The organism is Stenotrophomonas sp. YJH_SMC_110 (genome assembly GCF_059369255.1).
Genome location: NZ_JCAFSM010000001.1, coordinates 514,376 through 528,679 on the forward strand (window position 1 = coordinate 514,376; position 14,304 = coordinate 528,679).

The window sequence follows — 14,304 nt, forward strand, 5'->3', positions numbered from 1 at the left end:
CGCGCCAGGGGCTGCGGCCGCACGGTGGGGGCGAAGCGGTGCCTTACAGCAGCACGCGGCGCATGTCGGCCAGTACCTGCGACAGGTACGTGGTGAAGCGTGCGGCCAGTGCGCCGTCGATGACGCGGTGGTCGTAGCTCAGCGACAGCGGCAGCATCAGCTTCGGTGCGAATTCCTTGCCGTTCCAGACCGGCTGGATGGACGACTTGGAGACGCCGAGGATGGCCACTTCCGGTGCGTTGACGATCGGGGTGAACGCGGTGCCGCCGATGCCGCCCAACGAGCTGATCGAGAAGCAGCCGCCGCTCATGTCCGCCGGGCCCAGCTTGCCGTCGCGTGCCTTCTTGGCCAGTTCGCCGGTTTCCTGCGCGATCTGCACCACACCCTTCTTGTCCACGTCGCGGATGACCGGCACGACCAGGCCGTTCGGCGTGTCGGCGGCGAAACCGATGTGGAAGTACTTCTTCAGGGTCAGGTTTTCACCGCTGGCATCGAGCGAGGCGTTGAATTCCGGGAACTTCTTCAGCGCTGCGGCGCTGGCCTTGATCAGGAAGGCGAGCATGGTCAGCTTGATGCCGGCCTTCTCGTTCTCCTTGTTCAACGCCACGCGCAGGCCTTCCAGGTCGGTGATGTCGGCCTGCTCGAACTGGGTGACGTGCGGGATCATGGCCCAGTTGCGGGCCAGGTTCGCACCGGAGATCTTCTTGATGCGCGACAGCGGCTGGACTTCGGTCTCGCCGAACTTGCTGAAGTCGACCTTCGGCCACGGCAGCAGGTTCAGGCCACCACCAGCAGCGACGGCGCCACCGGCAGCGGCCGGCACGCCACCGCTGAGCGCGGCCTTGACGAACTTCTGTACGTCACCCTTGGTGATGCGGCCACCCTTCTCGGTGCCGTTGATCTGCAGCAGGTCCACGCCCAGCTCGCGGGCGAACACGCGCACCGCCGGGGTGGCGTACGGCACCTTGGCCGGCAGCACGCCATCGGCATTGAACTGCACCGGCGGGCTGGACGGGGTACCGGCCGAGGCGATCTCGCGGGCCGCCAGCTTGTCCGGCTGCGCCGGCACAGCGACCGGCTCGACCTTGGTGGCGGTCTCTGCGGCAGCCGGAGCGGCAGCAGCAGCGGCCTTGGTCGGCGCCGGCGCGGCAGCGCCCTCGGCTTCGATGATGGCAACCACGTCGCCTTGCGACAGATTGTCGCCCACCTTGACCTTGATCTCCTTGACCACACCGGCCACAGACGACGGCACTTCCATGGTGGCCTTGTCGCTTTCCAGCGTGACCAGGCCCTGGTCCTTCTTGACCGTATCGCCCACGGCGACCAGCACTTCGATGACCGGAATGCCGGCGTAGTCGCCGATGTCCGGCACCAGGGCTTCAACCGCACCACCGCTGGCAGCCGGAGCGGCCGGCGCAGCTGCGGCCGGCGCGCTCTGGGTGGCGGCAGCCGGGGCAGCGGCCTTGGCCGGTGCCGGTGCCGGTGCCGGTGCGGCAGCGGCCGGCTTGGCGGCTTCGGCTTCGCCTTCGGCCACTTCGATCAGGGCCACGACCTTGCCTTCGGACAGGCTGTCGCCCACTTTGACCTTGAGCTCCTTGACCACGCCCGCCACCGAGGACGGCACTTCCATGGTCGCCTTGTCGCTTTCCAGCGTCACCAGGCCCTGGTCCTTCTTGACCGTGTCGCCGACGGCGACAAGCACCTCGATTACCGGGATATCGCTGTAGTCACCGATATCGGGGACAAGTGCTTCCTTGATTTCGGCCATGGGGATAACTCCGGCAATCTGGTGTAGGGAAACGTCTATTGTGCGGCCAGCGGGGTCCAGCGCCAACCGTTACAGGTGTTTTCAGTACGCACGCAGCCGGGACAGGCTGTTGCCCATGGGTCGGGTGCGCGACCAGTCGGTAGCGTATTGTCCAGCCGATGTCCGCTTCATGTCGCCCGCGCGTCGGCCACCGGCTGCCAGGCCTGGCGCAGGCGCGGCAACGACCACGCCGCATTGGCAGGGCTGGTCGACGGCAGCGCGACCACCTTCGGCGGGGCCTCCAGCCGCGGCAACACCCAGCGCTGGAATGCCTGCAATGACGCGCCGCCATTGCAGCCGATCAGCGTCAGCTCAGGCAACGTGGCGATCAGTTCCGGCAGTGCATTGGCCACTTCCGTGCCACGCACGATGTCCGCATCCAGGCTGCCGCGCCGCTCGCAGCGCCCGATCACATCCCACAGGCCGATGCCTGCGGCCTTCAACGCCTGCAGCCGTTGCGCATAGGGCAGATCCGCGTCGAAACCGCAGATATCGGCCATCAGCGGCCAGAAGCGGTTGCGAGGATGCGCGTAGTAGCGCTGCTCCTGCAGGGATGCCACGCCTGGCATCGAGCCCAGCAGCAGCACCCGGCATCCCACGTTCACCTGCGCTGGCAGGCCAATGCACAACGTTGCCGTGCTCACATCTTCTCCAACTGCATGAATGTCGGCGAGAGCAGAAAACGCCATGAATAAAGGCATTCCGCACCCGTCGCTGAACAAGGAAAACTATTTTTTAACGTGCGTCGGATTCGATTCATGTTGGGGCGACTACGGTGTGCTCGCCCCGCAACCGGGGGCCCAAAACAAGAAACATTAGGAGATACCCCCATGCGCTCCATCCATATCCTGAGTCTCGCCCTGCTGACCTCCGCCGCCTTCGCGCCGGCCGCTTTCGCCCAGGACAGCAGCACCACCGATACCACTTCGGGCAAGCATTTTGCCGTTGTTGGCGGCATCTCGCTGCTGGAGCCGAAGAACGACCCGATCACCGGCGTGAAGAAGACCGACGGTGGCCCGGCGCCGACCGTCAGCTTCAGCTACTACATCAACGACAACTGGGCCGTTGAGCTGTGGGGCGCTGCCGACAAGTTCGACAACAAGTTCAAGGGCCCGAACAACGCCCGCCTGGGTTCGGTCGAGCAGCAGCCGGTCGCGCTGAGCGGCCAGTACCACTTCGGCCAGGCCGACAACGTGTTCCGCCCGTTCGTGGGCGTGGGCTACTACCAGTCGAGCTTCAGCAACGAGAAGCTGGGCAACGGTGCTGACACCGACATCCGCTTCAAGGATGCCAAGGGCGTGATCGGCACCGTCGGCGTCGACATGAACATCAACTCCACCTGGTTCGCCCGCGCTGACGCCCGCTACATGCGCGCCCGCCCGGACATCAAGGTCGGCGGCGAGAAGATCGGCGAAGCCAAGATGGATCCGTGGACCGTCGGCTTCGGCATCGGCGCCCGCTTCTGATCCAGGCAGCACCTGCTTCACTGATGCAACGCGACGGGCCCTTCGGGGCCCGTCGTCGTTTCCGTCACCCGCGTTCCGCGTGTAGAGCCGAGCCCATGCTCGGCTGCTTTTTTGTAGAGTCGAGCCAAGCCCCCTATCCCGAGTCGAGCGGCGGGCTCCGCGCGCATTGCGATGCGTTACGTTCAATGGCGCCCACGGTCAAGGGTGGCGCGGCTCGGCTCTACAGACACAGGACGCGGAGACACGATGGACGACGTCGACCTGCTGGTGATCGGTGGCGGCATCAATGGCGCCGGCATCGCCCGTGACGCCAGCGGCCGCGGCCTGCGCGTGCTGCTGTGCGAACAGCATGACCTGGCCGCGCACACCTCCAGCGCCAGCAGCAAGCTGATCCACGGCGGCCTGCGCTACCTGGAGCAGGGCGAGTTCGGGCTGGTGCGCAAGGCGCTGGGCGAACGCGAGGTGGTGCGCCGGCAGGCGCCCCATCTGGTCCATCCGCTGCGCTTCGTCCTGCCGTGGGAACCGCACCTGCGCCCACGCTGGATGCTGCGCGCGGGGCTGTGGCTGTACGACCATCTGGGCCGGCGCAGCCCCGCCTTCCCCGCGTCACGCGCACTGGAACTGCAGCACGATCCGCTCGGCCAGTGGCTCTCCCCGGCGCTGCGGCAGGCCTTCAGCTACGCCGATGCGCAGGTCGATGACGCGCGGCTGGTACTGCTCAACGCCCTGGATGCCGCGCAGCGGGGCGCACAGGTGCAGGTGCGCAGCCGCTGCATCGACCTGCACCCCGTGCAGGGCCGGTGGCGGGCCGTTCTGGAATCCGCCGATGGCCAGCGGCACCCCGTGAATGCCCGCGCCGTGGTCAATGCGGCGGGCCCGTGGGCCGGGGGCCTGCTGGAACGGATGCAGACGCGCAGCGGCGCCCCTGCGCTGCGCCTGGTGCAGGGCAGCCACATCGTGCTGCGCAGGCCCTGGCCCGATGACAGCGCCTGCCTGCTGCAGCAGCCCGACGGACGGGTGGTGTTCCTGCTGCCTTTCGCCCACGACCACCTGCTGGTGGGCACCACCGATACCGACTATCGCGGTGACCCGGCGCGCTGCAGCGTGCTGCCTTCCGAGGTGATCTACCTGTGCGAAGCGGCCAATCGCTACCTGCGTGACCCCATCGCCCCGGACGAGGTGGTCTGGGCGTTCGCCGGTGTCCGTCCATTGCTGGCCGACCCGGATCCGCGCGCAGCGCAGCTGAGCCGCGACTACCGCCTGCAGGTGCAGGTGGACCCGGCACCGGCGCTGCATGTACTGGGCGGCAAGCTGACCACCTACCGGGTGCTGGCCGAGGAGGCACTGGACCTGCTGCGCCCTGCCCTGCCACAGATGGGACCGGCCTGGACGGCGCGCGGAGACCCGCTGCCGGGCAGCGACTGGGGCGACGCCGCACAGGCGTGCTCGCGCCTGCTGGCGCTGGCACCGTGGTTGCCCGCAGGTATCGCGCGACGCTGGGCCGGGGCCTATGGCAGTCGCAGCGCGGAACTGCTGCAGGGTGTACAGGGCCTGCACGATCTGGGCGAGGACTTCGGCGGTGGCCTGCATGCACGCGAAGTGGACTTCCTGCGCGAACGCGAGTGGGCGTGTGACACCGACGATATCCTGTGGCGCCGGAGCAAGCTGGGGTTGCGGCTGGATGCTGCGCAGGTGGCACGGCTGCAGGCGTGGATGGAGGGTCGGATCCCTTTCCCACGGAAAGGGCTCTGACCCCCGTGATGCCACGTGTGCCAACCCAGGTTGGCAGCTACCAGGGCAGCCGCGCGCGACGCGATCGATGCATTAGGATTTCCCCATCGCCATTGGAGACGCTGCATGACGCCCCGCTACGTGCTGGCCATCGACCAGGGCACCACCAGCTCGCGCGCGATCCTGTTCGACCGCGCCGGCGACATCGTCGGCAGCGCGCAGCGCGAGTTCGCGCAGATCTTCCCGCAGCCCGGCTGGGTCGAGCATGACCCGCGCGAGATCCTTACCAGCGTCTATGCCACATTGACCGAACTGCTCAGCCGCGGGCAGATCGACCCACGCCATATCGCCGCGCTGGGCATCACCAACCAGCGCGAAACCACCGTGGTCTGGGACCGTGCCACCGGCCAGCCGATCCACAACGCCATCGTCTGGCAATCGCGGCAGAGCCACGCCATCTGCGAGCGGCTGAAGTCCGACGGGCATGAAGCACTGATCCGCGAGCGGACCGGGCTGCTGATCGACGCCTATTTCTCCGCGACCAAGGTGCGCTGGATCCTCGACCACGTGGATGGTGCGCAGCAGCGCGCCGAACGTGGTGAGCTGCTGTTCGGCACCATCGACAGCTGGCTGGTGTGGAACCTCAGCGGTGGCCAGGCACATGTGACTGACTACAGCAATGCGGCACGCACGCTGCTGTTCAACATCCACACGCTGGACTGGGATGACGACCTGCTGGCCCTGCTCGACATTCCGCGCGCGATGCTGCCGCAGGTGCGCGACTCCAGCGCGGTGTACGCACACACCCGGCCGCAGTTCTTCTTCGACCACCCGATCCCCATCGCCGGCATCGCCGGTGACCAGCAGGCGGCGCTGTTCGGCCAGGCTTGTTTCCAGCCGGGCATGGTCAAGAACACCTATGGCACCGGTTGCTTCATGTTGATGCACACCGGCGCGCAGGCGGTGCGGTCGCGCAACGGCCTGCTGACCACCATTGCCTGGGGCCTGGACGGGCGCGTGGAGTACGCGCTGGAGGGTTCGATCTTCATCGCCGGCTCGGTGGTGCAGTGGCTGCGCGATGGACTACGCATGATCGAACGCGCCAGCGACAGCCAGGCGCTGGCTGCGCAGGTGCCCGACAGTGGCGGCGCCTACCTGGTGCCGGCGTTCGTCGGCCTCGGCGCGCCCTATTGGCGCAGTGATGTGCGCGGTGCGATGTTCGGCCTGACCCGTGGCACCCGCAAGGCGCACTTCGTGCGCGCCGCGCTGGAAGCGATGGCCTACCAGACCCGCGATGTACTCGATGCGATGCAGTCCGATGCGGGTATCGCGCTGACCGAGCTGCGCGCTGATGGCGGTGCGATCGGCAACGACTTCCTGGCCGGTTTCCAGGCCGACATTCTCGGTGTGCCGCTGCTGCGGCCGCGACTGACCGAGACCACCGCGCTGGGTGCGGCCTATCTGGCCGGCCTGGCAGTGGGGTTCTGGAACAGCCGCGAACAGATCGCCGCGCAATGGGGCCTGGACCGGCGCTTCGAGCCACGGATGGAGGTGGCCCGGCGCGAGAAACTGTATGCGGGATGGCAGCAGGCGGTGGCCGCGACCCTCGCCTTCCACGTCGATTGAAACGGCAATGCCCTGCCCTGCTGCGGCACGTGGAGTGACACTGTAGAGCCGAGCCATGCTCGGCTGCTGCTGGCGGGATACCGCAAAAAGCAGAGCCGAGCATAGGCTCGGCTCTACAGGCGAATGGGCGCTGGCGTCAGAACGCCGGCAGCACCGCGCCCTTGTACTTGGTCTCGATGAACGCCTTCACCTGCGGGCTGGTCAGGGCCTTGGCCAGCTTCTGCACGCGGGCGTCGTCCTTGTTGTCCGGGCGCGCGACCAGGAAATTCACGTACGGCGAGTCCTTGCTCTCGATCGCCAGCGCATCCTGGGTCGGGTTGAGGCCTGCGTCCAGCGCGTAGTTGGTATTGATCAGGGCCAGGTCGACCTGGTCCAGCACGCGCGGCAGCATCGCCGAGTCGAGCTCGCGGAACTTCAGGTTCTTCGGATTGGCGATGATGTCGCGCTGGGTCGCCAGTGCGTTGGTCGGGTCCTTCAGCTCGATCACGCCGGCCTTGTGCAGCAGGATCAGCGCGCGGCTGTTGTTGCTCGGATCGTTCGGGATCACCACGTCGGCGCCTTCGCGCAGCTCGGCCAGCGACTTGACCTTGCGCGAGTACGCACCGAACGGCTCGATGTGCACGCCGATCACCTTCACCAGGTCGGTCTTGCGGTCGCGGTTGTAGGCATCCAGGTAGGGCTCGGTCTGGAAGTAGTTCGCATCCACCTGCTTCTGCACCAGCTGGTCGTTGGGCTGCACGTAGTCATTGAACACCCGCACGTCCAGGTCCACGCCTTCCTGCTTGAGGATCGGCTTGACCACCTCGAGGATCTCGGCATGCGGCACGGCCGTGGCGGCCACCACCAGCTTCTGCGAGGGCTCGCCGGACTTGCCGCAGGCGGTCAGGGCCAGCGCAGCGGCGAGCAGGGGCAGCAACAGGGTCTTTTTCATGGGGGATTGAATTCTCGGGGGAGTGTCAGGAGTTTTCGTAGTTGCTCAGGGCCAGCTCAAGCAACGCCTTGGCCTGCTCGCGCAGCATCATGGGCTCGACGATCTCGGCATCCGAGCCGTAATGCAGCACATCCATCAGCAGCTCGCGCGAGACGCTGTACGGCACCTTCAGCTCATAGCGGCCGTCGGCCAGGAAGCGGCCCTGCTGCTTGGAATGCCAGTGCTCGTCGGCCACCCAGCGCGCGGCCTTGGCGCTGAACAGGATGGTCGCCCAGCCCTTCGGCGCGCCAGAGAAGATGCCGTAGCTGGCGCCGAGCTGCTCGTCCAGCTCGCTGTCGGCGACGTCGCGCGCGGTGCTGTCGACCACCCGCGCCTTGTGGATGCGGTCGACCGCGAAACTGCGCAGGGCGTCGCGGTCATGGTCCCAGGCATCCAGGTACCAGTTGTCGCGATAGTGGGTCAGGCGCTGCGGCGAGACGGTGCGCTTGGTCGGCTCGTCGGTGGAACGGGCACGGTACTCGAACGCCAGCTGGCGGCGCTCCAGCACGGCCGATGCGACGCTGCGGAAGCTGCCTTCGTCAAACTTGCGGCCACGGTGCGGAATCACCCGCACGCGGTCGACCGGCCAGCTGGACACGCCGGCCTGGGCCGCCAGCAGGCTCTCGATGCGCTGCTGCAGCGGTGCCAGCACCGACGACAGCACACCACCGCCGGTCCGCGCCAGCAGGTGCTGCGAGGCCAGCAGGGCATGCAGCTCCTCCGAGCTGAGCCACAGGCCGGGCAGCTCGAAACGGTCGCTCTCGTCAGCCTGGTAGCGGAAGCCCGCCTCGCCGTCGCCCTCGATCGGTGCCATCAGCGCATCGCGCAGGAAGGCCAGGTCGCGGTAGACGGTGGCGCGGGAACAACCGAGCTTGTCCTGCAGGGTCGCCACCGTCACCGGATAGCGCGCGGACTTGAGCAGACGATGCAGGGCGGTGATGCGTTCGTATCGGTCCATACCCCCGATTATGTCCGAGTCGCGGGTCTTGTGTGGGACGTTTGGGCTATCGTGGTCGGCCCCACCCCCATGGAATGCCCGATGCGCCGGTTGCCTGCCCTGTCCCTGCTGGCCTGCCTGCTGCTGGCCGCCTGTGATCGCGCGCCGGCGCCGGCCGGCGCCGAGCCCCCGGTACCCGTCGCCGATCCGACGCAGGCGGTGCTGGGCGCCAGCCAGCGTTTCGCGGCCCTGCGCAGCTTCCACGCCGAACTGGAGGTGCTGGGCGCGCCGCAGCCGGTACGCAGCGGCATGGACTTCGTCGCGCCCGATCGTTTCCGGGTGGAGACGCCGGCGGGGCCGCAGACCATCATCGGCGACACCATGTTCCTGCAGGCCGACGGCGCGATCCGCCAGGTGCCGACCCCGCCCGGCCTGCTCGAGCAGTGGCGCAACCCGCTGCCCGCCGATGCCCTGCCCGCCGATCTGAAGGCCGAAGATCTCGGCAGCCAGTCGCTGGACGGGGTGCAGACCCGGCACTACCGGCTGCGCGGCACCCAGCCCGGGGAACGCCTGGAGTACTGGGTGGATGCCCAGGGCCTGCCACGCCAGATCGTACGCAGCGGCAGCAGCAATGGCCGCAGCTTCCAGCTGCGCCTGCGCTATTCGCGCTTCAACGACCCTGAGGTGCGCGTCGATCTGCCCTGAATAGGCGACCGCGCCAACGTTCGCTGAAGCGCGCATTGGATCGATTCGGACCGCCATCACGCTTCCAGTATCATCACCGGCTGTCAACCGTTCCGGAGAAGCCTCGATGTCCCTGCGCGTGTCCCTGCTGATCCCCCTGCTGCTGTGTGCGCCACTCGCATACGCGCAGGATGCCTCCGAGCTGGCGGCGATGTCCTCGCCGTGGAGCGGCAGCGGCGGCGAGCTCGGCTTTGCCTCGGCACGCGGCAACAGCAGCACCGAGAGCTTCAACGGCCGTCTGCGCCTGCGCTACACCGACGGTGACTGGGTGCACAGCATGGACCTGTTCGGCCTGCGCTCCAGCTCCAAGGTGACCGAAACCAACGACGACGGCACCACCACCCGCCGCAACAACACCACCGCCAACCGCTACACCGGCAGTGCCGGCAGCGCGCTGCAGCTGGGCGAACACCGCCAGCTGACCGCGACGGTGCGTACGGAACGCGACGACTTCGCCACCTACGACCGCCAGAGCTCGTTCGGTCTGGGTTACGGCACCCGCCTGTGGAACACCGAGCGCTTCTCGTTCGACGCGCAGATCGGCCCCGGTGTGCGCCGCACCCACAGCACCGAGGACGACCGCACCCGCACCGGCCTGATCGGCCGTGGCCTGTTCGACATGAAGTATTCGCTGACTGACAACACCGACCTGGTCAACACGCTGCTGGTCGAATCCGGTTCGTACAACACCTTCGGCCAGAACGACTTCGGTGTCTCGGTGAGCATGAACGAGCACCTGGCACTGAAGGCCGGCTGGCAGGCGCGCTACAACAGTGACGTGGCCGAGGACAAGCGCAAGACCGATACGCTGACCACGATGAACGTGGTCTACAAGTTCAAGTAAGCAGAACGGGTGCCAGGGCGCCCGTTCTTCTTCCGGTAGTGCCGGCCGCTGGCCGGCAACTGCGTTCAAGTGGTGGCACGCGGTTGCCGGCCAGCGGCCGGCACTACCGGCGGTAGCTCAGACGTTCAGCAGTTCGCCGGCACCGGCTTCCAGCAGCATCTTCGCCACGCGCTGGCCCAGCGCCTCCGGATCCCGGGCCGGGCCCACCGCCTCGGCGCGCACCGCACGACCATCGCTGGCACTGCCGACCAGGCCCTGCAGGTGCAGGTCGTCGCCCTGCCACTGCGCGATGGCCGCCACCGGCACGTGGCAGCTGCCATGCAACGCGCGGTTCATCGCCCGCTCGGCTTCCACGCAGGCGCGCGTAGCGGCGTCATCAAGCGTGGCGAACAACGCCATCAGGCGCGTATTGCCACCGTCGCACTCCACCGCCACCGCGCCCTGCGCCGGTGCCGGCAGCCACTGCGGCGGCTGCAGGCGCGCGACGATGCGCCCGCCCAGGCCCAGGCGCTCCAGGCCGGCCACGGCCAGCACGATGGCGTCGTAGCCACCATTGTCGAGCTTGGCCAGGCGGGTGTTGACGTTGCCGCGCAGGTCCAGCAATTCCAGATCCGGGCGCAGCGCGCGCAGCTGGGCCTGGCGGCGCAGCGATGAGGTGCCGACCCGCGCACCGATCGGCAGCGCGTCCAGCGAGGCGTACAGGTTGGAGACGAAACCATCGGCTGGATCGTGGCGGGTCAGCATCGCCGGCAGCGCGAAGGGTTCGTCCAGTTCCATCGGCACATCCTTCAGCGAGTGCACGGCGCAGTCGGCCTCACCGCGCAGCATGGCCAGCTCCAGCTCCTTCAGGAACAGGCCCTTGCCACCGATGGCGGCCAGCGAGCGGTCGAGCACCTCGTCACCGCGGGTGCTCATCGGCACCAGTTCCACATGCAGCCCGGGATGGGCCTGGCGCAGGCGGTTGGCGACGTGTTCGCTTTGCCAGAGGGCGAGCGGGCTCTTGCGGGTGGCGATGCGGACGGTTTCCATCCGGTCATTATCGCGCCTTCGGCGCGGATACGGCCAACGGCGGAGCCCCTCGTGGCTGGTGCTATCAAAGCAGAAGCCGTGCTTGGCCGGGGCGGTGGGGTCATGCGGGGACGCCGTGAACCCATCCCTGGGGGCTTGGCCGCGGCTTGCTCGTGTGCGCTGTCCTGCGCACACGGCAAGACCGGGGTTGGGCGTCCTGCCCAACCCGCCCGAGGCATGCCTCGGGCCCATGCCGCGGACACCCCCGCGAACCCACCCCGCCCGGCCTCTGACAGTTTCCGTGTGCGTCAGCCACGGAAGATCAAAAGAAAAGAAAAAAGAGCAGAAGCAAAAGCAACTGCCGAAGGCTTCCGGGGTCAGATCCCTTTTCCGCAGGAAAAGGGATCTGACCCCTCTTCCCCCACCCGATAACAACAATGCCTTTGCCGTCCGACGCGGGAAAAACGAGAGGGTTGAGCCGGGGTGGGGTGGCGGGACCGTTGGCGCCATGGATGGCGCCATCGAGCCCCCAGGGATGGGTCTACGGCGTGTCCCGCCACCCCACCCCGGCCCGACCCAGCACGTAAGAACAACGAGCCGGCCAACCTGCTGTTGATCTTGATGTTGATGTTGATCTGTAAGCAGTCGCGGCCGCAGGCCGCGCGGGACCACTCACAGATGCCGCAGTTCCTGCTTCAGCGTCGCCACACAGCGGCGGCTGACTTCCAGCGGCTGCCTGCCATGCCGCAGCACCGCCTGCACCTGCCCGCCGGAGCCGCGGCGCAGCTCCACCAGCTCGTGCCGCGCCACCAGGCAGTTGCGATGGATGCGGATGAAGCGGCTGGCGAACTCTTCCTCCAGCGACTTCAGCGATTCCTCGATCAGGTCCTCGCCGCGCGCGTGGTGCACCACCACGTACTTCTCTTCGGCCTGCAGGTAGTGGATGTCGTCCAGCGGAATCAGCCGCAGGCTGCCGCGCAGGCGTGCGCACAGTACGCTGCGTGCCTGCTGCCCGCTGTGCGCCTGCGGCTGGCCATCGCGACCGGCCAGGAACGTGCGTGCCCGTGCAATCGCCGCTGCCAGGCGTTCGGCGCGCACCGGCTTCATCAGGTAATCGATGGCTGCCGCTTCGAAGGCCGACAGCGCATGCGCATCGTAGGCAGTGCAGAACACCACCGCCGGCCGCGGTTCGAAGCTGGCCAGGTGGCGGGCTGCTTCCAGGCCGTCCAGCCCAGGCATTGCGATGTCCAGCAGGACCAGGTCCGGCTGCAGCTCCGCGCACGCGTGCAGGGCCTGCTCGCCGTTGCCGGCCTCGGCCACCACGTCCACGCCGTCCTGTGCGGCCAACAGGCTGCGCAGGCGCTCACGCGCCAGTGGTTCGTCATCGGCGATGACTACCCTCACGATCGTCCCCTCACTGGATCGGCACTGTCACCTGGCAGGCATAGTAGCCCTCGCTCCAGCCAGCCGTCATCCGCGCGGCACTGCCAAAGCGCCAGGCCAGCCGATGGCCGATGCTGTGCTGGGCATGGCCGGCCCCCCGCGCCAGGGCCAGCCCGGGCGCCTGCGGATCAGGCGCGGGATTGCGCACGCGGATCTGCAGATCGTTGCCCTCGCGCAGCAGCTGCAGCTCGATGGTGCCGCCCTCGGGCAGGCGCGAAATGCCATGCAGCACGGCGTTTTCCACCAGCGGCTGCAGTACCAGCCTTGGCAATGGCAGGTCCCACGGCAGCGGCTCGTCACGTTGCCAGCGCACCTGCAGGCGTTCGCCCAGGCGCAGCGATTCGATCGACAGGTAGCGCTCGGCCAGTTCGCATTCGTCGCGCAGGGTGGAATCGCCCTCGCCTGCACCGAGCGCAGCACGGAACAGATCGGACAGGTCGAGCACGGCACGCTCGGCCACCGCCGGGTCCCGATGCAGCAGGCTGGCGATGAGGTTCATGCTGTTGAACAGGAAATGCGGGCGGATGCGCGCCTGCAGCGCATCGGCCTGGGCGCGTGCATTGGCCTGCACCTGCGCGGCCCAGCGGTCGCTGACATAGAAGTAGCGCAGCGCCAGCGCGGTGATCAGCGCGGTGGTGGCGGCGCTGCCGAGGGTGAAGCGCCAGAAGCTGATGCCGTTGGCGAAGCTGTCACCCAGCACCGCGTACAGCGCGTGCACGATGCCGGCGCAGACCACCGCGATCAGGGCCGCCAGTGCGATGGCAGCGACCGCCCCCATCACCTGCGGCAGCCTGGACAGCGCCTGCCGCAGCAGGCACAGGCTGGCGGTCACGGCCAGCGCCAGCCACAGCGCGAAGCCGCTGGCCGACAGCAGCTCGCCAACGGTCCAGTGGCGGCTGCCATCCGGGGCCAGGGCCAGCACCACCACCACCAGCTCGGCCAGGCCCAGCATCGCCGCCAGCCGCGGCAGGCGGCACAGTTCCGGCATCCACGGCGATGGGCTGGCCAGGGGCATGGCTCAGGCCGCGCCCAGCCGTTCCTGCAGCCAGTCACCCAGTGCCTGGATTTCCTCGGCACAGACCTGGTGGGCCATCGGGTAGCTGTGCCACGCCACGTCCAGGCCCAGCGTACGCAGCGCCTGTGCGCTGTGGGCGGCGACGGCCTGCGGGATCACCGGGTCGCCACTGCCATGGGCCATGAACACCGGCACCTGCACGGCACCTTCAGCACGACGGGCACTGTCGGCCTCGGGCAGATAGGTGGACAGGGCGATCAGGCCGGCCAGTGGCGCGGTGCGCGCCAGCGCGGCGGTCAGGATGATCGCCCCGCCCTGCGAGAAGCCGGCCAGGAAGATCTTCTCCGCCGCGACGCCACGCTCGATCTCGCGCGCGATCAGCGCGTCCAGCTGCACCACCGATTCCTGCACGCCGGCCATGTCGGCACGCGACCGGAAGTCCATGCCGACGATGTCGTACCAGCCGCGCATGGGCACGCCGTTGTTGATCGTGATCGGCCGCACCGGTGCGTGCGGGAACACGAAGCGCAGCGCCGGCCAGTGCGGCCGCACCAGCTCCGGCACGATCGGCGCGAAATCATGGCCATCGGCGCCGAGGCCGTGCAGCCAGATCACCGACCACCGCGGCGAGGCGCCGGTTTCCTGTTCCACCGTTTGCAGCATGATGCGGCTCCTTCAAGTTCGAGCCGCATTATGCCGCTGGCGTGGGGCAA

General features: G+C 68.0%; 13 protein-coding genes. 5 read left to right on the forward strand and 8 right to left on the reverse strand.

Annotated elements, in window-relative coordinates; translation table 11 throughout:
• Positions 1 to 43 precede the first annotated feature (43 nt).
• Together aceF and AC5P6H_RS02230 are read right to left on the reverse strand one after the other, a co-directional pair.
• Positions 44 to 1,768: a dihydrolipoyllysine-residue acetyltransferase gene (aceF, locus tag AC5P6H_RS02225; protein WP_069117823.1), complete on the reverse strand. Its 1,725-nt coding sequence runs from the start codon at positions 1,766 to 1,768 to the stop codon at positions 44 to 46.
• A gap of 167 nt (positions 1,769 to 1,935) precedes the next feature.
• On the reverse strand, positions 1,936 to 2,451 hold the full coding sequence (locus tag AC5P6H_RS02230) for a DNA-deoxyinosine glycosylase (RefSeq protein ID WP_049440016.1): 516 nt from the start codon (positions 2,449 to 2,451) through the stop codon (positions 1,936 to 1,938).
• 186 nt (positions 2,452 to 2,637) lie between these two features.
• On the opposite strand from AC5P6H_RS02230, the gene AC5P6H_RS02235 reads away from it, so the two are divergent.
• The 3 genes from AC5P6H_RS02235 (at position 2,638) to glpK (ending at position 6,630) form a co-directional block, all read left to right on the forward strand.
• Positions 2,638 to 3,273 carry an OmpW/AlkL family protein gene (locus tag AC5P6H_RS02235; RefSeq protein WP_495202279.1) on the forward strand — a complete coding sequence of 212 codons (636 nt, stop codon included), beginning with the start codon at positions 2,638 to 2,640 and terminating at the stop codon, positions 3,271 to 3,273.
• Positions 3,274 to 3,519: 246 nt separating this feature from the next.
• Positions 3,520 to 5,025, forward strand: coding sequence for a glycerol-3-phosphate dehydrogenase (gene glpD, locus AC5P6H_RS02240; RefSeq protein WP_227864097.1), 1,506 nt, complete (start codon positions 3,520 to 3,522; stop codon positions 5,023 to 5,025).
• A 105-nt stretch (positions 5,026 to 5,130) separates the two neighbouring features.
• A complete protein-coding gene (glpK, locus tag AC5P6H_RS02245) occupies positions 5,131 to 6,630 on the forward strand; it encodes a glycerol kinase GlpK (RefSeq protein ID WP_046432650.1) in 1,500 nt (499 codons plus the stop codon).
• A 136-nt stretch (positions 6,631 to 6,766) separates the two neighbouring features.
• On the opposite strand, the gene AC5P6H_RS02250 is transcribed toward glpK, so the two are convergent.
• Together AC5P6H_RS02250 and AC5P6H_RS02255 are read right to left on the reverse strand one after the other, a co-directional pair.
• Positions 6,767 to 7,561 (reverse strand): MetQ/NlpA family ABC transporter substrate-binding protein, encoded by a 795-nt coding sequence (locus AC5P6H_RS02250; RefSeq protein WP_014648506.1) that lies wholly within the window; start codon positions 7,559 to 7,561, stop codon positions 6,767 to 6,769.
• A 25-nt stretch (positions 7,562 to 7,586) separates the two neighbouring features.
• Complete coding sequence (locus AC5P6H_RS02255) at positions 7,587 to 8,558, reverse strand: helix-turn-helix transcriptional regulator (protein WP_014648507.1); 972 nt, start codon at positions 8,556 to 8,558, stop codon at positions 7,587 to 7,589.
• Positions 8,559 to 8,639: 81 nt separating this feature from the next.
• Between AC5P6H_RS02255 and AC5P6H_RS02260 the strand changes: the two genes are divergently transcribed.
• Both AC5P6H_RS02260 and AC5P6H_RS02265 read left to right on the forward strand, forming a co-directional pair.
• Positions 8,640 to 9,242, forward strand: a complete 603-nt coding sequence (locus AC5P6H_RS02260; RefSeq protein WP_111206398.1) for a LolA-like protein — start codon at positions 8,640 to 8,642, stop codon at positions 9,240 to 9,242.
• Between the two features lie 106 nt (positions 9,243 to 9,348).
• Positions 9,349 to 10,125 carry a DUF481 domain-containing protein gene (locus tag AC5P6H_RS02265; RefSeq protein WP_032961276.1) on the forward strand — a complete coding sequence of 259 codons (777 nt, stop codon included), beginning with the start codon at positions 9,349 to 9,351 and terminating at the stop codon, positions 10,123 to 10,125.
• 117 nt (positions 10,126 to 10,242) lie between these two features.
• Here AC5P6H_RS02265 and hemC read toward each other — a convergent pair whose 3' ends face one another.
• The 4 genes from hemC to AC5P6H_RS02285 all read right to left on the reverse strand — a co-directional run bounded on the left by hemC (position 10,243) and on the right by AC5P6H_RS02285 (position 14,254).
• The gene (gene hemC, locus AC5P6H_RS02270; protein WP_014648510.1) at positions 10,243 to 11,154 is read right to left on the reverse strand and encodes a hydroxymethylbilane synthase; all 912 of its coding nucleotides are present in this window, start codon (positions 11,152 to 11,154) and stop codon (positions 10,243 to 10,245) included.
• Positions 11,155 to 11,805: 651 nt separating this feature from the next.
• The gene (locus AC5P6H_RS02275) at positions 11,806 to 12,537 is read right to left on the reverse strand and encodes a LytR/AlgR family response regulator transcription factor (RefSeq protein WP_014648511.1); all 732 of its coding nucleotides are present in this window, start codon (positions 12,535 to 12,537) and stop codon (positions 11,806 to 11,808) included.
• Between the two features lie 10 nt (positions 12,538 to 12,547).
• A complete protein-coding gene (locus AC5P6H_RS02280) occupies positions 12,548 to 13,591 on the reverse strand; it encodes a sensor histidine kinase (protein WP_414615637.1) in 1,044 nt (347 codons plus the stop codon).
• A 3-nt stretch (positions 13,592 to 13,594) separates the two neighbouring features.
• Positions 13,595 to 14,254 carry an alpha/beta hydrolase gene (locus tag AC5P6H_RS02285; RefSeq protein WP_227864671.1) on the reverse strand — a complete coding sequence of 220 codons (660 nt, stop codon included), beginning with the start codon at positions 14,252 to 14,254 and terminating at the stop codon, positions 13,595 to 13,597.
• Between the last annotated feature and the right edge of the window lie 50 nt (positions 14,255 to 14,304).